Below are 19,541 nucleotides of genomic sequence, written 5' to 3'. Positions count from 1 at the left end.
GACGCTGCCGCAGGTGGGTTGGTGCCTGCCGTGGGCGCGGTGGCAGGCCGGCGATGGCTGGGTGACCACCTGCAGCACGGCCACCACCGTGGTCGACCGGGAGCGTTGCGATGCGGTGTCGATGACGGTGCAGTCACCGCCCCCCGACGGAACTCCGTCCGTGCTCGACGAGGTGATACCGGCGTCCGGCGAGCAGCCGGTGCGCTGTGAACGGTTCACCGCGCGCGCAACGGAGGACGAGGCGAATGTCGTGCGTTGGCTGGCGAAGCGGGATCGCTGCGAGTCGCTGAGGACGTCGCTGCTGCCGTACTCGTCGTTGCAGGCGACGCAGGGCTGCCAGGTGCTGGATGTGGCCTGTCAGGTGGGCACTCAGGTCAAGGGGGCCGCCCGGAGCGGCTTCGAGGGGCTGGCCGACGTCGCGGTCGCCGGCTTCGCCTGGGCGCTGGGCAAGCTTGCCGAGATCGTGTTCGAGCAGTCCACGACCGCCGTGGACGAGCCGTTCTACGGCGTCTACAACGACATCAGCGGCGTCCTGATCGTCATGGTGCTGCTGGTGTTCGTCATCTCGACCGCCATCAACGGCCTTCGGATCGGTGGGCCGGGGCCGCTGTCCACGCTGGGTGGGCTGGTCCGGGCCATGTTCGGCATCGCCTTCGCCGGCGGCATCGCCTACCTGCTCATGGCGGCGTGGGACGAGGCGACGATCGCGTTGATCGACCGAAATCAGCAGCGGGACTGGCAGCCCGGGATATGGGTGGACGCGCTCACCGCGCTCACCCTCGACACCGGCACCGTTCTGCTCGCCTTTCTGGTGGCCGTCATCGGGGTGATCGGCCTGGTGCTCGTGTTCGTGATGCTGCTGTTCCGGTCGCTCCTGGCCGCCGGGGCGGCCCTGTTCGGGGCGATGGCAATGACGGGGCAGGTGATGGCCGAGACGCGCTCGTGGGGACGAAAGTGGTTCTGGACCTGCAACGCCCTCGCCAGCTCGAAGTTCTTCATCGCCGCGTTGTGGATCTACGGCACCCGCACCGCGTACGAGAGCGACAACGTCCTCAACGTGCTACGAGGGCTGTTCATCATCGTCCTGATGGTGCTCGCACCATGGATTCTGCTGCGGTTGACGAGTATGTGGGACGGCTACCTCGCCGACGTCGACGCCCGGGGATTCCTGACGTCGACCGCCGCTGCGGTGGGAATGGATGCCGCCGCGCGCCGCCTGTCCGATCCGATCAGTGGTGGGGACGTGGACGCGACATCGCTGATGCAGGGCAACTCCGACGCCATCCCGGCCAGCCCGGGTGACGGCTCCGGCCTGGTCGGAAAGAGTGCCGGCACGACCGCCGAGGCGGTGGAGGCGATACATGGCTCTGGCGACAGCGATCAGTTCGGTGACCCCGCTACCGACGTGGCTGCCGACCGCAGAGGCGGTGAGAACGCCGACGAAGCCAACGGAGTGGAACGGGACGCCCGTACCGCCCAGGGGGACATGGTGCAGGGCCAACTCACCCTGCCGGGGGACACCACGGGTCAACAGGGCGCGCTGCCGCTGACACCGCAGGCACCCCCCTCAGGACCAGCGATAGCCACCGGGGCGGGCGGTGACGACACCCCGGCCGAGGGCGGGCCGCCGACGGGCAAACCGGTCGGTGCGCCGAGCCCGGCCGATCCCGCGCTGCCCCCGGAGACCGGTCCCGGTGCTGCCGGTGCCCGTGGATCGGCCGGCGGCGAACCTTCGGGTGGCACCGGGGCATCGGGCGGAGCTGGCGGTGCCGCTGCGGCCGGTGGAGCCGCCGAGATCCCGATCGTGCCGGTGTAGACGAGGAGAGGACGACATGACGCAGTTCCACTTCCCGCCGCGTACCACCCGCGGCTCGATTCTCGGCTTCAGCTGGGGTCAGATCGGCACCGCGGTGGCCGGCGTGATCTGCCTGGTCGTCGCCGCGAACCTGTTGGCGGTGGGGCGGCCGGGTGCGGCGACCGGCCTGCTGTCGGCCGCGGTGCTGCTGCTGACATGGGGGCTGCTGCGGGTCCGGGGTCGCCGACTCACCGAATGGACTCCCATCGTCATCGGGGCGCTGCTGCAACGAGCAACCCGGCAGGACCGGTACCGCGGCGGGGTGCTCACCGCCGCCCCGGGCACGCAGCACCTGCAACTGCCCGGTCCGGCCGCCGGCTACCGGTGGTTGCCGGCGGTGGCGGCGGACGGGTTGACCGAGGTAGGGCTGCTGCACCATCGGCGGGAAGGCACCGTGACCGCCGCGCTGGCCTGCGCGGGCGGCAACCTCGTCCTCGCGGACACCTCCGTGCAGCACCAACGGCTGACGTCGTGGGCCGACGTGTTGAATCTGCTGGGCACCGAGTATGCCGACAGCGGTCTGGCACGCTGGTCACTGACGGCCAGGGCGGTACCGGACGTCAGCAACCGGGCACAGCGGTTCCTGGCACGCCAGGGCACGGGCACCGACACGTCGGCGTACCGGTCGCTGGCGGAGTTGACTGCGGCGGCGGCTCCGGGAGCGCAACGGCACGAGGTGTTCCTGACGGTCGTCTTCGACATCAGGAAGCTGTCGGCCGAGGTCTCGGACGCGGGCGGGACGGATGCGGCGATCGCCACCGTCGTGCTGGACCGGCTGCCCGGCATCCGCGCCGCCGTTCGCGAAGCCGGGATCGAGACCAACGGCTGGCTGACACCCCGAACGTACGCGGCGGTGTTACGCGGCCAGTTCGATCCCGACGACACCGAGGCGGAGGTCGCACCGCACACGGCAGGACCGATCGCCGCGCAGGCGGTCGGGTGGTCGTCGTACCGCCACGACTCCGGATACTCGCAGACCCTGTGGGTGTACGAGATGCCCCGCCAACCGGTCCCGATGACGTGGATGACGCCGCTGTTCACCCGCACGGTCGGCCGGCGGGCGGTGACCACCGTCGCGGAGCCGGTGCCGGCGCAGCTCGCGCAGTTGGCGACGCGACGGGACAAGGTCGCCCGCGCCGGTGACGAGGTCACGAAACGGCGGATGCGGCTGGTGCGGACGGCGCGGGAGGACGAGGAGGCCCGGGCGGTCGAGCAGGTCGATCGGGAGCAGGCCGCAGGTCACGTCCGCTACCGGTACGCGACCCTGGTGACCGTCACCGCGGACAGCGCGGAGCGGCTGCGCCACGACGTACGAGCCGTCCGGCGGGTGCTGGGTCGGTGTGGATGTCAGACGGTCGTCCTCTATGGAGAACAGGACCAGGCGTTCGTCGCCGGAGCGTTGCCGCTGGCGCGTGGCCTGAAGCCGCTGCGGGGGTGGTTCGCGTGACACCCCGGGTGGAACGGGAAGGGTCGTGGTCGCAACGCCTCGCGCAGGCCGCTGGTCGGCGGGACCTCGCGACGGCCCAGACGGTGCTAGACCGTGAGCAGCGCACGACACGGAGACTGTCGGAACGGCTGCTGGGGCCGCCACCTGTCGACGGGCGAGGCGCCTACGGTCGGGCCGCCGGGAGGGTGTTCTGGCGGCTGCGTCTCCCACCGCTGGTCACCACGAGCGCGCAGCTGTGCAGCGTCTTCCCGTTCGTGGCCGACCCGGGGCTGGGAGTGGACGGGCCGCTGATCGGGCAGGAGGTCTACTCCCGGGCCGCGTTCGTCTTCTCCATCCACGAGCTGTACCGGGCGGGGCAGCTCAGCGCCCCGAACATGGTGGTCACCGGGGAGATCGGCAGCGCGAAGTCGTCGCTGCTCAAGACCATCGCGTTCCGCGGTATCCCGTTCGGGGTCCGGTTCTACATCGTCGACGTCAAGGGCGAGTACGACACCCTCGCCACGGTGGCGGGCATCCGGCCGGTCCGGGTCGGTCCCGGCTCGGGGGTGGTCATGAACCCGCTGGCGGGCATCCGCCGGCTGCCGGGGCAGGGTGAGGCGGAGTGGTTGCAGATTCAGCGGGCCCGTCGGCTCCTGCTGCTGGAAGGACTGTTGGAGATCCAACTCGGTGGTCCGCTGACCGAGGCGGAACGGTCCCTGGTCGAGTACTCGCTCGACGCGGTGACGCGGAGCGATGACGGCACGAGCTCGCACCGGCAGCCGACCCCGACCCTGTCCCGGGTGCTGGCGGCGATGGGCGACCCGCAGCGGTGGGCACACCGGCTTGCCGGAGTGCACTACGACCTCGACCAGTTCACCGCCGACAGCCGCCGGGTGCGGTTGGCCCTGGAGCGGCTGATCACCGGTGTGCTCGGTGGGATCTTCGACGCGCCCGACGCAGCGACGCTGTCGGTGGACTTCGACCAACCGGGCGCGATCCTGGACCTCCGGGCGGTCCGCGCCTCGGACCAGATGACGGCGATGGCGATGACCTGCGCCCAGTCGTGGCTGGAGGCGGAGCTGACCCGCCCCGACACACCCCCACGGGTGTGCCTGTACGACGAGTTCGCTTTGGTCAGTCGACATCTGGGTCTGATGCGGCGGATGCGGGAACAGGTGAAGCTGGCCCGGGCGCTCGGCACGGCGAACATCCTGGCGTTCCACCGGTTCTCCGACCTCGCGGCCAGCGGTGGTGCCGACTCCGAGCAGGTACGCATCGCCCGGGGGCTCATCGAGGACACCGGGGTGCGGGTCTCGTACCGGCAGGCGCAGGGCTCCCTCGACGTGGCCCGCGAGTTCCTGGGCACGACCGACGTGGAGACCGACCTGCTCCTGCACCTCCGTCGGGGCGTGGGGCTGTGGAAGGTGGGGCTGCGCTCGTACGTCGTCAAACACCAACTCTCTTCGGTCGAACGCGACATGGTGGACACCGACAGCCGAATGCGGCAGGAACCTGGGCGCGGTCGCGGAGAGCTGGCCGCCTCGGTGGGGCAGGTGCGGTGATGGGCGGCTCGCTCATGTCTCCCGGCCACCGGCTGCCCCGGCGGGGAGTGGCTCGTGCCGACATCGTGGCTCGGCTCGCGTTGCTGGGCATCACCGGACTGTTCGTCCTGCTGGGCGCCGTCACGCTGTGGCTGGCCGGGCAGTTCGGTGGGCTCCTCACCCACGCGACCTGGCCGGACAGCACCCCCGCCGACGCGCCGGGCATCGCCGTGCGAATCGTCGCCCACCCGGGCGACCCCGCGCAGGCGTGGCCGCCCGCGGCCCGGGACGCCCTGCCGCCTACACCGGTGCTGTACGGGCTGTGGATCGTCCTGTCCACCGCCGCCATGGTCGGCGTTGCCGCGCCCACACTGCGCCTGGCACGGCAACGGATACGCCGCCGGGGCTTCGCCCGCCGCAGAGACCTCGACCGGTTGGTGACCGCCGACGCGGTACTGCGCCGGGTGGACGTCCTGCGGCCGGGCCTGACCCTCCGCGACGACGACCAGCCCGAGACCGTACGGGCGAAGACCCTTCGCCGCGTGGACCCGTTGGAGGTGGCCCGATTCCTCGGCAACGATGCGCTCACCGGTGAGCCGCTGTACCTCGCCAACGAGTACACCGAACTGCTCGCCGGGGCGGCCCGGTTCGCGAACAAGACCTCCCGCTACATGATTCCCCGGGTGGCCGACGCCCGTGGCGCGGTCATCTCCACCTCCACCCGCCTCGACGTCGCCGCGGCCACCTACGAGCTGCGGGCCGAGATCGGCCCGACCTGGATTTTCGAGCCGCAGGGCCAGGTGCCGGGGGTGCCCCGGTTACGGTGGTCACCGATCGAGGGCGCCGAGGATCCGGACATCGCGGCGCTCCGCGCGAAGGGCTTCGCCGCCGGCGCCGGACTCAAGGGCGACGTCGAGAACGGCCAGTACTTCCAAGACCAGGCCGCGGCCATCATCCGTGGTCTGCTACACGCCGCCGCCCTGGACGAGCACACGACGATGACCGACGTGGCGAGCTGGGCTGCCAACCCCAACGATCCTCGTGCCGAGCGGATCCTGCGCCACCATCAGCAGACGGTGTGGGCCGACCGGCTCGCCTTCCACCGGGAGTCCACCGGCCGCAGCCGCGACGCCATCCAGTCGGTGGTGTTCGGCGCCCTCGACCCATTCAGCAACCCGCGCATCCTGCACGCCTGCTCCCCGCCGCGCGGTCAGCAGTTCCGGGTCGAGCAGTGGCTGGACGAGTGCGGCACGCTCTACCTCGTCGGGACGCGCAGCGGGCAGGCACTGATCGCACCGTTGTTCGCCGCCGTCGCTGAGGACATCATCTACCGCACCCTGCAGCGGTCGTTCGTGGCACCGGGCGGTCGGGTGGAGCCCTGCCTGTACCTCGTCGGCGATGAGATCACCAACATCGCGCCGCTGCCCTCGCTCCCTGCGCTGGCCTCCGAGGGTGGTGGCGCCGGCATCGCCCTGTCGATCTCGTGCCAGAACACCCACCAACTGGAGGAACGCTGGGGACGGGCCGGCGGCCAGGCCCTCCGCGACGGCGCGAACGCCCGCTTCGTCATGGGCGGCACCCAGGACGTGTCGGCGCTCAAGGATGCGCAGTCGCTGCTCGGGCAGGTGCAGGAGCGGTCATCTGCGGCGTCCTGGGGCGGTGGACGGGCATCGGTACAGGAGAACACCCGGCGGGAGAACCTCGTCGACCTCGCCGAGCTGCGCAACCTGCCCACCGGGCACGCCCTGGTGCTGCTGGGCAACATGCCGCCGGTCGAGGTGGTGCAACCGGCCTGGTGGGAACGGCCGGATGCGGACCGGTTCCACCTCGGCCAGGCCACCTTTACCGCCCGGCTGAACGGAGCCCGCTGATGTCCGATCGCACCTTCCTGTTCGAACTACCGGAGCAGGCGTCACCGCCGCAACGCGCCGTCGCCGAGCTGGCCGAACTGATCGACACCGTACGCGCCGCGGTGGACCAGCTCGCCGAGGCGCACGTGTCACTGAGCGAACGCGTCGACGCCCTCGACGCCCCCACCGGTTGGACGCCGGCCCGCTACTGCTGGCGGGACCTGAGCCGCGACGACGCCCGGGACCTGTGGACCTGGCTGACGGCTTGGACGACCTGGCTGGTCGACCGCTACGGCCTCGCCCAGGACCTCGGCCCCTGCTGGCCGGGGCACCCTTCGCTGGTCGAGGAGCTGACGGCATTGTCGGTGTCCTGGCACCACGCCTACTCGCCGCGCGCCGACCCCGAGGGTCCGCTGCGCTGGCACGAGGCCCTGCACCGTGCCCGGCACCGCTGGCAGCAGTGGGACACCACCCGCTGCCGCCACGGCCAGCACACCCCAGCCAACCCGGACAGCGTGTGGGCACAGCCCTGGCCCGATGCAGCCGAGCGCGCAGTCGATGACGACGTGAACGCACGGCACACGGAGGTCGAATCGAACCCGCGACAGGAGGCCAGCCAATGACACAACCCGCCGAGGTCACCAGCGTGTGGGACTGGCACCGGTTCGAGACCGCGATGGCCGGACTGCGCGCCGGGGTCGACACCCTCGACGACTTCATCGCCGGCATCCACGAGGCACGCGACAACTGGCGTGTCGACCAGCAGGAGGAGAGGCAGCAATGGACGGACCTGGACGAGCTGACGCGGCGGGAGACGGAACTGGACTGGGCCAGCGACGGGTACCTCGACGGCGACTACACCCGCGACGTCGACGAGTGACCACGGCGACCTCGTTCGACGGACCACTGGACTCGATCAGCGCCAACCTCACCCAGCTCCGCGGTGACATCGGTGTCCTCGTCGAGACCGCGACCCGGCATCCGACCGCACAGCGGCACGCCGTGCTGGTCGACGTGCACCACCAGCTACGTCTGCTCGGGCAGCGCGTGAACGCCGCGCTCGGTGCCCCGGATGAGGACCGGCCGAAGGAGGCGACGTGACACGACCTCCCGCCCTCGGCAGCGTGATGGTGCTTGCCGTCTTCATGTTGGTCGGCTGCACCCGCGCCGCGCCGACCCCGCCGACCCCGCCGACCCCCGCAGGCACGATGGCGCCCCAGATCGCCTCGCCGACTGACTTAGACGGAGTTGGGCCGACGGGCCCGGCCGACGCAGACCCGGAGGCGGTGGCTGCTGCCGTCGGCTTCGTCGCCCGGTGGGCACGTCCGCAGCTGAACGCCTCCGACTGGCTGGCCGCCCTGCGCCCACGTGCTGTGCCCGCCTATGCAGCAATGCTCGCCACGGTCGACCCGGCCAACGTCCCCGCCACCAAGGTCACCGGTCGCGGTCAGGTCATCGGGGCCACCCCGACCCATGCGTCGGTGGACGTCCCCACCGACACCGAGGTTCTGCGGGTGGTCTGCGTGCGTGACGGCCGACGGTGGTTGATCGCCACTGTGGGCGTACGCGAGGAGGCCACCGTACGGTGAACGGTCGACGGATCGGTGTCGGTGTCGTGGCGGTGCTGCTGGCGTTGACGTGTGGCCTGCCGCTGGCGGCGGTGCTGATCGAAGCCCCGGCCGCCGCGTGCCTCACGAGGCTGTCGCCGACGCCGGCCGGTGCCGTGGGCACCCACGAGGCCGTGGGTCGCTGGACCGGGGAGCAGGTCGCCAACGCCGGTCGGATCGTGGCAGTCGGCCAGCAGCGGGGAGTGCCCGCTCGCGGTTGGGTCATCGCGGTCGCCACGGCGATGGTCGAGTCACGCCTACGGAACCTTCGCGGCGGAGACCGTGACTCGCTCGGGCTGTTCCAGCAGCGACCCAGCCAGGGATGGGGCACCCCCGTACAGATCCTCGACCCGGCATACGCCGCGACCAGGTTCTACGACAAGCTGCTCCGGGTCGACGGATGGCAGCAACTGCCGTTGACCGTCGCCGCGCAGCGGGTCCAGGTGTCCGCCTTCCCCGACCGGTACGGCGAGTTCGAGCACGAGGCCGAACAGGTCGTCGCCGCAGTGGCCGGGGTCGCCTCGATCGGTGAACTGCCCGGAGCGAGCCTCGCGCGCTGCGACGGCCCGGTCTCCGTCGCGCCATCGGGCTGGACCTCGCCCCTGCGGGCCGAGGTCGGCAGCGGGTACGGGCCGCGTGGTGGACGCCTGCACGCCGGAGTCGACCTGTCGGTGCCGCGCAACACCGTCATCCGTGCTGCGGCGACTGGCCGGGTCATCTGGGCCGGCTGCGACCCGAGCACCGGCAACTGCAACATCAACGGCAGTCCAAACACCCGCGGCTGTGGCTGGTACGTCGACCTGATCCACGCCGACGGCTACGGCACCCGCTACTGCCACCTGGTCCGGCGTCCGGACGTGGCCGAGGGCGACACCGTGCAGGCTGGCCAGCCGATCGGCCTGGTCGGCACCAGCGGCCACTCGTCCGGCCCGCACCTGCACTTCCAAACCCATGAACACGCCTGCACCGCCGATGGCGGCTGCGACCTGGACAACAGCAACTCCGTCGACCCAGTCCCGTTCATGGCGACGCGCGGCGCCCCATTGGGGACCAAGACGACCTGACCCTTTCGACGTCAACAACACGGGGGACACATGTGTGAGGAGACCGGGAAGCCACAGCGACCCGTACCGCAACCACCGCCGCGCGACCGGGGCGGCCGCCGCCGTCAACGCCTGCCGATCCGCCGACCGAGGTGGCTGCGATGAGCGCCGACACCAACCGGCGGCCCCGCCGGGTCGCCGGCGTCTACCGACCACCGGTCAACAGGGCACCAGGACCACCACCACGACCGGGACCACTGGCCCAACTGGTACGCGCGGCCAACACCATCCGCGCGCAGCTCGAACGCACCGTGCTGCGCGCCGACGGCATGACCTGGACCGCCTACGACGTGCTCGTGCTCGTCTGCGCCCGCCGCGCGGTGGACACCCGCACCACCGCCGCCGAGATCGGCATCGCCAAGGCCACGCTCACCAGCGTCCTGGTGACCCTGGTCGATCGCGGTCTGGTCCGCAGGGATCTTCACGAACACGACCGACGCCGGGTGATCCTGCGGCCCACCCAGGCCGGCATGGATCTGGCGCGTCAGATCCAGCATCGGGTCGACGCCGAACAGGCCCGACTGTTCGGCGGGCCCGGCCTGCCCCCAGGGGACAGCCTGGCACGGGTCCTGCGCACGGTAGCGGTCCGTTCCCAGCAACGCACCGCGGCCAACACACCCCCGGTGAGCTGATCCAGACGCTCCTCGGGACGTCGATCCGATCACCACGCAGGGCACGAAGTGCCTTCTACTCGGTCGCTCAGCCGGGGCGACCGACCTCGTTCCACCGCCGGGTGCGCGGACGGAGGACCGCGACCGTCGCCGTTCGTCGGCGCCTTCGCGGCCCGCCGCTCTGCGCCCGCATGCCCACTGCTCGCCGAGGAGTCCGCCGTGACCACGACCGTACGATCCACCGCACCGTCACTTCCTGCGTCGCCGACAGCCGGCTGGCGGCTCGGCCTCCTGTACGGTCCGGCTGTCTACGGGGTCAGCGCCGCCGCCGTCGCGTTGCCCGCCGCCGCCCAAGGCCTCCACGTCGACCCGGCAGCAGCCGTATGGATCCTGGCCATCCACGCCCTGGGGCTCGGGGTTGGCGCTGCGGTCGCCGGCCGCGCCACCGACATCTGGGGCACGCGCAGCGTGCTCGCGGTCGGTGCGGGGCTCCTCGTCATCGGTACGGCGGTCTGTGCCGTCGCACCCGCGCTGCTCGTGGTGATCGCCGGGCGGGCACTGCTGGCCGCAGGTTCCGGGGCGATGACCGCTACCGCGCTCGCCCTTGCCGCCGGGGCACCAGCCACCATCCGGCCGAGGGCGCTCACCCACCTCGGGACGGTGATGACGCTGTTCTCCGCCACCGCACCGCTCGCCGGGTCACTCGCCTTGGTCGCCGGATGGCGCGTCGCCCTGGTCCTACCAGCGCTGTCGGTGACGGCAATTCCAATGTGCTGGGTCCTAGCTGGGTCGGGGCGCCGGCAGGGGTCGGGTGACGTGGACTGGACGGGCGCGCTGCTCTTGGCGCTTGTCGCCTCCGGGCTGCTGCTGGTGCTGGAGTCGACGACCGCTCCGATGGCCCGTCCGGTCATCCCCATCCTGCTGGCGGCAACGTGCGCTGCCGGGTTGCTGCTCGTCGTCCACACCAAGCGGCATCGCACAGGGTTCCTCCCCGCGGTGGTGATCCGTGACCGGCGCTTCTGGCACTGCGGCTTCGTCGGCGCGGGGGTGTACGGCGGCCTGTTCGCGGCCGTCTACGCCGTCCCGCAACTACTGACCGGACTTGGACACACCGCGGAGACTGTGGGGTTGCTGCTCCTACCTGGGGCCGTCGCGGGGGTGGTCGTCGCTCGTCTGGCCGCTGCGGTAGGCCACCGTCTGCCGTCGCAGCAGGTGCTGGCGGCGGTAGCAGCTCTGTTCAGCGCCGCAGTGCTGCTCGCGGCGGTGGACCGGCGGCCGGTGACACTGGTCGGTGCCGCGAGCGCGGGCTTCGCGGCATTCGCGGTGGCGCAGATGACCCTGACCACCACCATCTCCCAGGTAACCGATGTCAGTGTGCGTGGTGCTGCCCTGGGCTTGGTGAACCTGACCTTCTTCCTTGGCGGTGCACTCGGATCTGCGACTTGCGCAGCGCTCTGGGCCCCGTGGGGCCTGCCGGCCGCGTTCGCCGCGACTGCGGCCCTGCCGGCCCTGGCCGCCCTCGCTGCGTGGCAGCTGCGGCACTGAGATGGGACCGCCTGGTACAGCGGCCTGTTCGTCGCGTTCTGCCGGCCAATCGAGGCTGCCGACATTGATTGGGCGCGTTGCTGCGTAAGGTCGGGACAGCGCATTCCACGATCATCGGCTTTCCCGCCGCAGGCGACATCGACCACCAGGCGCTGACCCTGTTGCTGATGTACTTGTTCGGCAACGTCGGGGGCACTGACTTCGGCCCGACCCACCCGAACCGAAGAAGACCTCGGGTTCTGGCAAGTCCATGTTGATGTCGTTGACTAGCCCCACGCGCGTTTCCCTACTCCGCCGGAGAAGGCGACCACCGTCAGCCGCACGACGGCAGGTGGATGCCGAGCGGCAAGAGCCAACACGCCGGATCGCCCCACGGCGATCGGCGTGTCTGGTGCGAAGAGGTCGATAGGTTCCTACGGGAGCTGGAGCAACCGCCGGGTGGCCACGACGAGGTGCCAGCAGATGACCTCACGCCTGGGCCGGATTGATCGCGACCTAAGACTGCCTGGCCTGCGGCGTAGCGTCTGTGCGTTCTCTACCCAGCCAGGTCATCCACCCGGCACCACCACACACCACCAACGCCGCCAAGCCGCACCAATGTGACACCGCACCACCTGGCGCAGAATCCCACAACCAGGCTGCCGCGAGGAGTATGAATCCTCGCCGAGCGATGGTCATCGCCCGCCGAGCGCCATGCCGCTGGAATCCGAGGTGGGGCCACCCGCACAACCACAGCCCCCAGCCGATGAACAGCCCAACCGTGAAGATGATCAGCACTGAAAAGGGCCCATAGCGTTCCCCAGATTTGCTCGCCACGCCGAGGATTCTGACGCGTGAGGGGGCCCACCGCGACCCCCTACAACAAGGGGTCGAGTAAGCGGCGGCGTCCGGTGTGCTGATCGGCGGCCCGCAGCTTGTCCAGCGGCACTCGTGCAGTCGTTGCCACACGTCTGCGTCGTTCCAGTCCCGCAACGTGCGCCAGCAGGTCATCCCCTTAGCGGAGTTGCTCGCCTCGGTCGTGGTCAGGTGCGAGCCGATGTCGCCCGGGCCGCGGTTGCTGCCACGATCGAGGCGAGGTCGTCGGGGGCGTCGACGGGGACGATGTGTCCGCTGTCCGGGAGTAGGCGCTGGTCGAGGTGGTCCGCGATCAGCGTGAGCTGGCGCGCCGGGGTGTCTCCCACTGTCGAGGCGCCGACGGCTGTGACCGGCATGGTCAGCCGGCTTTGCTGGGCCCAGGAGCGGTTCCACTGGGCGTTCGCGGGCATCGCGCGGTAGTGCTCGAAGGCCGCGCGCAGGCTGTCTCGTCCGGTGTAGGCGCGGATGAAATGCCGGGCGAGGTCCTCCGGCACCCCGCGGCGGGACCCGATGCCGAGGAAGTAGCGGATGTAGCGGTCCTCGTCGCCGCTCAGGACGTTCTCGGCGAGATCGTCGGGCGCTTGGTGGAACCCGAACCACCACGGTCCGCCGGAGGCCAGGAACGTCTCCGCGCCAGCGAGCCCGCTGATGACCGCCTCGACGAGGGTGAGGCTGAGCACCCGATCCGGGTGGGCGGCGGCGAGATTGAACGCGGGCGCGGCGCCGAAGTCGAAGCCGACGACGTGCGCTGTCTGCAGACAGAGCGCGTCGAGGAGGCATACCTGGTCCGTCGCGAGGCTCGCGGCGTCGTAGCCGCTTGCCGTCCGCTCGGTGTCGCCCGTTCCCCGCAGGTCGGGCATGAGTACTTCATGGCCCGCAGCAACGAGCAGTGGTTCTACCTCCCGCCAGATTTCTTTGGTGTGCGGAAAACCGTGGAGCAACAGGACGGGGCTTCCCGCACCGGCTCGGCGCACGCTCACTCGGAGATCGTCGAGCTGAATCATCTCGATCGTCGAACGGTAGCCCTGGGCGGCACGACTCATCAGAACTCCTAGTTACCATCGGTTACCTGGAAACGATAGGAGAGCTGCTGTGAACAGGAAAGAAGGCACGTGGGGCACCCTTGGTCACCCCGAGGTAACCACCGTACGGCAAGGTGACCTCTTCGACGCCAACTGCCCGACGCGGCTTCTGCTCGACCGGGTCGGATCAAAATGGACCGTCATGATCGTGTTGCTGCTCGCCGACGAAGCGGAGCTGCGATTCGGTGCGCTGCGCCGTCGCATGCCGGGCGTGTCACAGAAGATGCTCACCCACACCCTTCGTCAACTCGAAGACGACGGCCTCGCTCACCGCCGGGTGGAACCCACGAGTCCACCCGCCGTGCACTACTCCCTGACGGCGCTCGGCGACACGCTCGTCGGTCCGTTGCGCGAGCTCAAACGCTGGGCCGAGATGAACATGGGCGCGATCGATGCGCTGCGTACGTCTGCGACCGGGTCCCGTCACGACCAGTAGGTAACGGGGTGGGCCTTAGCCGACGTCCGTTTCGGCGCTTTGGGGATCGGTAGTGATGCGCTGCCGTGCTTCGTGCGCGTGTTGCCGAAGGTGCTCCGGCACGAGCCTGCTGCGGGGCGCTGGGCGGGTGTCGTGGACCGCCTGGACGCGGGCCGTGGTGGCAGATACCGCATCGGCGAGGCGACTGTTGCGACTGACGGCACGCCGGCCTTGCTCAGCGGCGGCAGCAAGCCCGGCGTACCGCGCGGGGAGAGCCCCGTCGTACCAGCACCTCCATACGGCGTGGTCAGCCTCGACGGTGGCTACGTGTCGGCTGAGGTCCAGAATCTCAGAATCGACAGCGGCCAACTCCGCTTGCAGGTGACCCACCCGAACCGCGACCGTTGTAACGTGCGCGCTCAGGCTCTGCTGCGCGGCAACTCTCCGAGCACGCGGCGCACCACGATGCCACCAGCGCGGCTGCAACCGCTGGACGTGGCTGCCGGCAGCGCGGTGGTTCTCTTCGACGGTGACGAGTTGCTGCGCGAGGTCGTAGCGGTGGCGTTGGGCATCAGTGAGCGCGCGGTAACTGGCACGCAGTTCATCCCCGACGTACACGGATGCCGCGCGGTCAGCGGCGTGCAGTGCCGTGACGAGACGGGTGAGTTCGGCGTCGGATGCGGTGGTGAGTCGTCCGGCGAGGGTGGCGGCACCGAGGACGAGCCGGGCGCGGTGCCAGGAGTTCCATCGGGCGATGTCGCTGCTGGGCGGTTCGGGGCCGATGGGATGCGCGCTGCTGAGTCGGTAGGTGTCGCGGTAAGCGGCGACGACACCCGCCCGGGTGAGCCATTGGCGTCGGCCGGCGTCGTCGGCGGGGACGTTGCCGAGAGCGAGACTCCAGGCGGGCCGGGTCTCGGCGGTGAGGTGGGCGACCGCTTGGCTGCGGCGGTCGCAGAGCGCAGCGACCTGGCGCAGCGCATCACCGACATCACCGGTGAGACCGTCGGGAAGCCGTTCGGTGTAGGTACGCCACTGGTCGGCGCGCTCGGCGATGGTGGGGTCGGCGGTGGTGTGCCGCATGAGCTGGTCGAGCCGCCAGCACAGGACGGCGGCGATGTCGTCGGCGGTGTCCAGCTCGCGCACACGCAGGATACGGCGGAGCAGTTCGTGAGGTTCGTGGCCGGCGGTGGCGTAGGTGGTGAGCTTGCTGATGAGCGCCGGCAGCGCGAGGTCGCGGCTGAGCCGTTCGGCGAGCGCGGGGCCGTGGAACTGGCGGACGATGTCGAGGTACGCGGGTATGTGGGCCCGTGCGAGCAGGTCGTCGTAGACCGGGGTCCAACTGTGCAGCGCGTCGACATCGGCCCAGAGTTGTTGTTCGGTCTCGGTGGCGGAGCGGTCTGGCATCACCCGGCGCATGATGTCGGCGAGCACGGCGACGCGGGCGGTCGGGGGGGCGGGCGGTGTTCCTTCGCGCGGTTCGTCGTCGGTGACGACGTACGCCTCGTTGAGCGTGCGGGCGCGGGTGAGCATGACGTAGACCCGGGCCAGCGAGGTGTTGTCGTCGATGAGCGCGCGGGCGGTGTCCACGGTCTGGCCTTGCGCCGAGTCGGCGGTCTGGGCGTAGGCAAGGTGGGTGTGTCGGATGGTGTACGCGGCGGGTAGTACGGCGGCGGTTCCGGTCAGGACGTTGGTGACGTGGAGTTGCCCGTCGTCGGTGATGGCGGCGATGCGCCACTGGTCCCGGTTGGTGACGTAGCCGGGTCCGGCGGCGATCCGTCGGTCATTGCGGCGGGTGACGATGATGTCCCCGACGCTGGCGGCGACTCCGTCGCGGAGGCGGACCGACGGGCCGGGTTGGACGCGACCGGCGGCGATGAGCAGTGCACGGGCGCGCTCCGCGACGGCGACGGCCTCGTCGTTGGTGTCCACGAGCATCATGCTGCGGTGGCCGGCGGTGACGTCGGCGAGCCAGCGGGGGAGCATCTGGTCGATGAGGTCACTGCGGTGTCCGCCGATCAGGCGTTCGCGCTCGTCGTATTCGGCGAGGACGGTGGGGTCGCCGTGGCGTAGCCGCAGGGATGCCGGGCCTTCCCAGGGGTGGGTGAACCGGTGCACGTGGGTGAGGAAGCGGGTGACGCCGAGGGCGGCCAGGTAGCGCAGGAGCCCGCCGGGGCCGACGGCCGAGGTTTGCTGGGGGTCGCCGACGAGGATGAGCTTTCCGCGTACCTCATCGAGTTGGACCGTGAGGCGGGCCAGGTCGTGGCTGGAGACCTGCGACGCCTCGTCGATGATTACCCACTGTCCGGGGGCGAACCGCCAGTCGCGGGCCACCGATCCGGGTGGTGGCCGACGCTGGGCGTGGAACCACCGGGCGATGTTTTCCGTGCGCAGGGTGGTGCCGTCGGGTTGGCGGGTGGCGTCGGCGAGAAGGTTCGCGGCGGACTGGCTGGTGGTGAGGCCGAGCACGGGTACGTCGGCGCCGGCTGCAGCGGCGACGACGGCCCGTTGCAGATGTGTCTTTCCGGCTCCGGCGGGGCCGATGACGCCGGTGACGCGGCGGTCGTCTCCGATGAGGAAGCGCAGGATCTCTGCCTTCTCGTCGGTCAATTCGGCCTGGTCGATGACGGCGTCGATGACCCTGGCCGGTACGGGGCGTGCACCTCGTTGCCGGGCGTAGGTGATGACCTGTTGCTCGGCGGCGAGGACGCTGCGGGTGGTGAGGTGAAGGTCCCGGTGTCGGGTGTATTCGCTGTGCCGGTCACTGCCGCGTTGCAGGGCCGGTCCCCACTGCACGAGTGCCGGCGGGGTGAGGACCCGCAGGCCGGCGCTCTGCTCGGTGATGGCGGCGACGGCGAGGCGTTGGACCCGTCGCCAGTCGTCGGCGGGCGACTCGCCGGTCGTGATGTCGAGGACCCTGCCGATGGCCAGTTCGAGGTGGTCGAGGGTGAAGACGGCACGCTCTCGGCTGAGGGTGTGCACGGCGCGGGCGACGGCCATTCGGTCGTCGGCGCGGACGGCGGCGGCGAGAACCCGCGCGCGGTGAGCGGGCGGTACGCCCAGCCTTACGGCGGCATCGTGCAGCATCGCCTCATCGACCGCGTCCGGGGCATCCGCGGTACGTCGGGCCAGTTGGAGGACGCGGATAGCGGTCGCGGTGGTCGTGTCGCGGGCCCGGCCGGCGAGGAGTCGGCGGACCTGGCCGGTGGTGTCCAGGCCGTGCCTGCGGTCTTCAGCGTGCCACCGGCGTACGGCGTCGTCGGTCGACTCTGCGCCCTTGTGCGGTCGGCGGGTGCGCAGGGTGGCATCCTGCGCCCGGGTCCGCCAGCGGCGCGAGGACATCCGGTGCTGCGGATTCGCCTGCCGGTCGATTGCCTGGGTGATGGCGGCGCGGCGCTTGGCGTAGTGACGGATGGAGTCGTCGCTGATGCCGACGATCTCCCGGATGCCGGAGTCGGGGCGGGCTGCGAACGTGATCCCGCGTCGTCGGCGTAGCTCGACCTCGATCGCGCGTTCGTAGGCGACCCGGGCGGCGGTCGCTGCCCGGTAGAAGGCGCGGCCGTCGAGCGCGAGCCATTGGGTCGCCCCGTCGGGGGAGTGGGCGAGAACCTTGGCACTGACCACGATGTGTGCGTGCAGTTGTGGGTCGCGCTCACGGCTGAGCCGGTGGTCGAAGACCATGGCGGCCAGGCCGGCGGTGTCGAGTTGGCGTACGCCACCAGCGCCGGCGCGGGCGTACGCGCCGTGCCGTTGCAGGTGGTCGAGCGCGACGCGGACGCCGGCGTGGTGCGCCGCCATGACGTCCCGTTTGACTTCGGCGTCGCCGAAGGCCCAGAGCAGCGACACGCTGTTGACCGGTGACACGGTGACGTCGAAGGCGGACACCGCCCTGCGTTCCGGTGCGGTCATGGCGTCGTGCCAGACCTTGTCGCGTTGTTCGATCGTCGCGTCGTCCGGGAGAGCCAGGAGCGCGCGCTGGGCAGCGGCAGCCCGGGTCGCGTCGGTCTGCGGTGCGTAGGTGCGCCACCGCTGCCCCAGTTGGTAGCCGGATCGAGGGTGACGGCCCTGACCGACGAGGAACCGCATCTGCTCTTCGACAACTGGGCCGCTCATGCCCAGTACGGCGGCACCGTCACCGGCCCACCAGCCGGGGCTCTCGCCGCGGGCGGTCGGGTCCACGTAGTAGGGGGTCGGACCGTTGTCGGTGGGGGCGCGCATGTCATGCCGGCCGGCCGCGACCTGCTCCATCACGTACCGGTATCCGCTGCCGGGCGAGATTCTCGTGATGGACAACATGCTGAAACCGTAGAAGATCAACTTCATTGCTGCGGGGAAGAATGCAAGAGGGTGTATCGCCTTGAGAATTGCAAAGTGCGGTTGTTCGGTTGTTGTTGCAGGTGGCAGGCGGTGCAGATTGTCCGGGTGGGAATCGAGGGTGGATCCTGGGATTGCGGCTGCATTCGAACGAATTGGCAGATTCCTGTGGTGGAGGCTGTGTCGTTGGCGATGGGTGGTCGTTACGGTCGTCGCATGGCGAGTAGAACGGGGAATGACGCTGTTCGTGCTCTTCGGGCGAGGCAGGAGGTGGAGCGGCGCGCGGTGCGGGCGGTCGAGCAGGCAGGGGCGGCGTTGGCGGACGCGGAGGAGCGGCGTCGTGAGCTGGTGGCGAGGCTCGACGGGGAGTTACAGGAGGCGAGGGCAGCGCATGAGCTGTCGGTGGTGGTGTTGGCGACGGTGCTCCGTGACGACGGGTTGGCTGCTGAGTTGGCGGGTGTCGACGTGAGCAGGGTGCGGGCGCTGCGGCGTGGCTTTGACGGGAAGGTGGTGCGGGAGCGGATCGCGCAGACGGGGGCGGTGGTGTCGCGACGTCGGGGCCGCGCTCCGGCGGAGGACGCTGCACCACGCGTGGGTCCGGTGTCAGGTGGGGAGTCCTCCGCCGGTGCGGCGGTTGGCGGTTGACCGGTGTTCGGTCAGGTCATGTCGAGGCCGCATCCGGTGCACACCAGGACGGTGTGGTGGGCGAGCCAGCGGCTGGCCGTTTCGTCGGCGGTGCACTGCTCGGGGATTGCGGCGGGCCAGGGTCCTTCGATGACCTGCCTTCCGGGGTAGACCCATGGCCGTTGGTGCGTCCCGTGGTAGGCGACGGGTGCGCCGGGGATGGGGCTGACGACGGGAAGGGTGTGCCGGTATCGCAGGTCGGTTCCGTTGGCGTGGGTGGTGACGATCGGCGGGAACTTGCGGTGGACGGTGGTCCGGTACTTGTCGAAGTTGGTGAACCGGGGCGAGCACATTTCTGCGCGGTCGATGAGCGCGAGGGCTTCGAAGGGGAGTTCCTGGCGGTGGTGGTGGCGGGCCGCGTCGAGGTGTGCGGCGGCGCGGGCGTCGCGTTCGGCTTGGCGCTCGTCGCGTTGTTGGGCGGTGGTGCGGGGCGCGGTCAGGGTGGCGGGGTGGTCCTGGAGGTGTGCCGCGACGGCCTGCCAGATGGCCTTCCGGCCGTGCCGCGCGCTGAGGTCTTCCAGGTGTCCGTCGCTGAGGTAGCGGACGGTGTCGTTGATGGTGAGCCTCAGCGGCCCGGAGTGGTACGTGGCTGCCCAGTCCTGGCAGACGTGGGCGATGATGACGCGTTCGGCGGGGCGGAGAGCGCTCACGGCGAG

16 protein-coding genes and 1 pseudogene are annotated in these 19,541 nt (G+C 70.5%); 13 read left to right on the top strand and 4 right to left on the bottom strand.

The annotated features are described in order from the left end of the window. The first annotated feature begins 61 nt into the window (after nt 1–61). The 11 genes from AB0C22_RS23805 (at nt 62) to AB0C22_RS23755 (ending at nt 11,538) form a co-directional block, all read left to right on the top strand. Complete coding sequence (locus tag AB0C22_RS23805; protein ID WP_357537076.1) at nt 62–1,816, top strand: hypothetical protein; 1,755 nt, start codon at nt 62–64, stop codon at nt 1,814–1,816. 16 nt (nt 1,817–1,832) lie between these two features. Next, the gene (locus AB0C22_RS23800) at nt 1,833–3,302 is read left to right on the top strand and encodes an SCO6880 family protein (protein ID WP_357537074.1); all 1,470 of its coding nucleotides are present in this window, start codon (nt 1,833–1,835) and stop codon (nt 3,300–3,302) included. A gap of 185 nt (nt 3,303–3,487) precedes the next feature. After that, nucleotides 3,488–4,843 carry a hypothetical protein gene (locus AB0C22_RS23795; RefSeq protein WP_357537072.1) on the top strand — a complete coding sequence of 452 codons (1,356 nt, stop codon included), beginning with the start codon at nt 3,488–3,490 and terminating at the stop codon, nt 4,841–4,843. Then, the gene (locus AB0C22_RS23790; protein WP_357537070.1) at nt 4,843–6,693 is read left to right on the top strand and encodes a TraM recognition domain-containing protein; all 1,851 of its coding nucleotides are present in this window, start codon (nt 4,843–4,845) and stop codon (nt 6,691–6,693) included. The genes AB0C22_RS23795 and AB0C22_RS23790 overlap by 1 nt, the downstream gene beginning before the upstream one ends. Then, the gene (locus tag AB0C22_RS23785; RefSeq protein ID WP_357537069.1) at nt 6,693–7,295 is read left to right on the top strand and encodes a hypothetical protein; all 603 of its coding nucleotides are present in this window, start codon (nt 6,693–6,695) and stop codon (nt 7,293–7,295) included. The genes AB0C22_RS23790 and AB0C22_RS23785 overlap by 1 nt, the downstream gene beginning before the upstream one ends. Next, the gene (locus AB0C22_RS23780; RefSeq protein ID WP_357537067.1) at nt 7,292–7,552 is read left to right on the top strand and encodes a hypothetical protein; all 261 of its coding nucleotides are present in this window, start codon (nt 7,292–7,294) and stop codon (nt 7,550–7,552) included. Before AB0C22_RS23785 ends, AB0C22_RS23780 begins: the two co-directional genes overlap by 4 nt. Further along, entirely contained in the window at nt 7,549–7,773 is a 225-nt protein-coding gene (locus AB0C22_RS23775) for a hypothetical protein (protein ID WP_357537064.1), read from the top strand. The genes AB0C22_RS23780 and AB0C22_RS23775 overlap by 4 nt, the downstream gene beginning before the upstream one ends. Then, complete coding sequence (locus AB0C22_RS23770; protein ID WP_357537063.1) at nt 7,770–8,261, top strand: hypothetical protein; 492 nt, start codon at nt 7,770–7,772, stop codon at nt 8,259–8,261. Before AB0C22_RS23775 ends, AB0C22_RS23770 begins: the two co-directional genes overlap by 4 nt. Further along, nucleotides 8,258–9,343 carry a M23 family metallopeptidase gene (locus tag AB0C22_RS23765; protein ID WP_357537061.1) on the top strand — a complete coding sequence of 362 codons (1,086 nt, stop codon included), beginning with the start codon at nt 8,258–8,260 and terminating at the stop codon, nt 9,341–9,343. Before AB0C22_RS23770 ends, AB0C22_RS23765 begins: the two co-directional genes overlap by 4 nt. Before the next feature lie 140 nt (nt 9,344–9,483). After that, nucleotides 9,484–10,014, top strand: a complete 531-nt coding sequence (locus tag AB0C22_RS23760; protein ID WP_357537059.1) for a MarR family winged helix-turn-helix transcriptional regulator — start codon at nt 9,484–9,486, stop codon at nt 10,012–10,014. 198 nt (nt 10,015–10,212) lie between these two features. Continuing rightward, on the top strand, nt 10,213–11,538 hold the full coding sequence (locus tag AB0C22_RS23755) for an MFS transporter (RefSeq protein WP_357537057.1): 1,326 nt from the start codon (nt 10,213–10,215) through the stop codon (nt 11,536–11,538). 895 nt (nt 11,539–12,433) lie between these two features. Here AB0C22_RS23755 and AB0C22_RS23750 read toward each other — a convergent pair. Both AB0C22_RS23750 and AB0C22_RS23745 read right to left on the bottom strand, forming a co-directional pair. Next, nucleotides 12,434–12,531 (bottom strand): annotated as a pseudogene (locus AB0C22_RS23750) (IS5/IS1182 family transposase); the annotation flags it as partial. Between the two features lie 29 nt (nt 12,532–12,560). Beyond that, a complete protein-coding gene (locus tag AB0C22_RS23745) occupies nt 12,561–13,436 on the bottom strand; it encodes an alpha/beta hydrolase (RefSeq protein ID WP_357537055.1) in 876 nt (291 codons plus the stop codon). Nucleotides 13,437–13,485: 49 nt separating this feature from the next. On the opposite strand from AB0C22_RS23745, the gene AB0C22_RS23740 reads away from it, so the two are divergent. Next, on the top strand, nt 13,486–13,911 hold the full coding sequence (locus AB0C22_RS23740) for a helix-turn-helix domain-containing protein (protein WP_357537053.1): 426 nt from the start codon (nt 13,486–13,488) through the stop codon (nt 13,909–13,911). 15 nt (nt 13,912–13,926) lie between these two features. On the opposite strand, the gene mobF is transcribed toward AB0C22_RS23740, so the two are convergent. Then, nucleotides 13,927–18,183, bottom strand: a complete 4,257-nt coding sequence (mobF, locus tag AB0C22_RS23735) for a MobF family relaxase (protein ID WP_357537051.1) — start codon at nt 18,181–18,183, stop codon at nt 13,927–13,929. 288 nt (nt 18,184–18,471) lie between these two features. Here mobF and AB0C22_RS23730 point away from each other — a divergent pair, with 288 nt between their 5' ends. Next, a complete protein-coding gene (locus tag AB0C22_RS23730) occupies nt 18,472–18,846 on the top strand; it encodes a hypothetical protein (protein ID WP_357537049.1) in 375 nt (124 codons plus the stop codon). 11 nt (nt 18,847–18,857) lie between these two features. Here AB0C22_RS23730 and AB0C22_RS23725 read toward each other — a convergent pair whose 3' ends face one another. Then, entirely contained in the window at nt 18,858–19,535 is a 678-nt protein-coding gene (locus AB0C22_RS23725; protein ID WP_357537047.1) for a hypothetical protein, read from the bottom strand. Between the last annotated feature and the right edge of the window lie 6 nt (nt 19,536–19,541).

This window comes from Micromonospora sp. NPDC048894 (assembly GCF_040649765.1).
GTDB classification, from domain to species: domain Bacteria; phylum Actinomycetota; class Actinomycetes; order Mycobacteriales; family Micromonosporaceae; genus Micromonospora; species Micromonospora antibiotica.
The sequence above is the reverse complement of the archived record's forward strand: the minus strand, read 5'-3'. Positions and strand labels throughout refer to the sequence as shown.

What these genes read in the sequence shown, in the direction of transcription:
- AB0C22_RS23800 (WP_357537074.1), top strand. Translation starts at nt 1,833, where the DNA reads ATGACGCAGTTCCACTTCCCGCCGCGTACCACCCGCGGCTCGATTCTC.
- AB0C22_RS23790 (WP_357537070.1), top strand. Translation starts at nt 4,843, where the DNA reads ATGGGCGGCTCGCTCATGTCTCCCGGCCACCGGCTGCCCCGGCGGGGA.
- AB0C22_RS23785 (WP_357537069.1), top strand. Translation starts at nt 6,693, where the DNA reads ATGTCCGATCGCACCTTCCTGTTCGAACTACCGGAGCAGGCGTCACCG.
- AB0C22_RS23780 (WP_357537067.1), top strand. Translation starts at nt 7,292, where the DNA reads ATGACACAACCCGCCGAGGTCACCAGCGTGTGGGACTGGCACCGGTTC.
- AB0C22_RS23760 (WP_357537059.1), top strand. Translation starts at nt 9,484, where the DNA reads ATGAGCGCCGACACCAACCGGCGGCCCCGCCGGGTCGCCGGCGTCTAC.
- AB0C22_RS23745 (WP_357537055.1), bottom strand. Translation starts at nt 13,436, where the DNA reads ATGAGTCGTGCCGCCCAGGGCTACCGTTCGACGATCGAGATGATTCAG.
- mobF (WP_357537051.1), bottom strand. Translation starts at nt 18,183, where the DNA reads ATGTTGTCCATCACGAGAATCTCGCCCGGCAGCGGATACCGGTACGTG.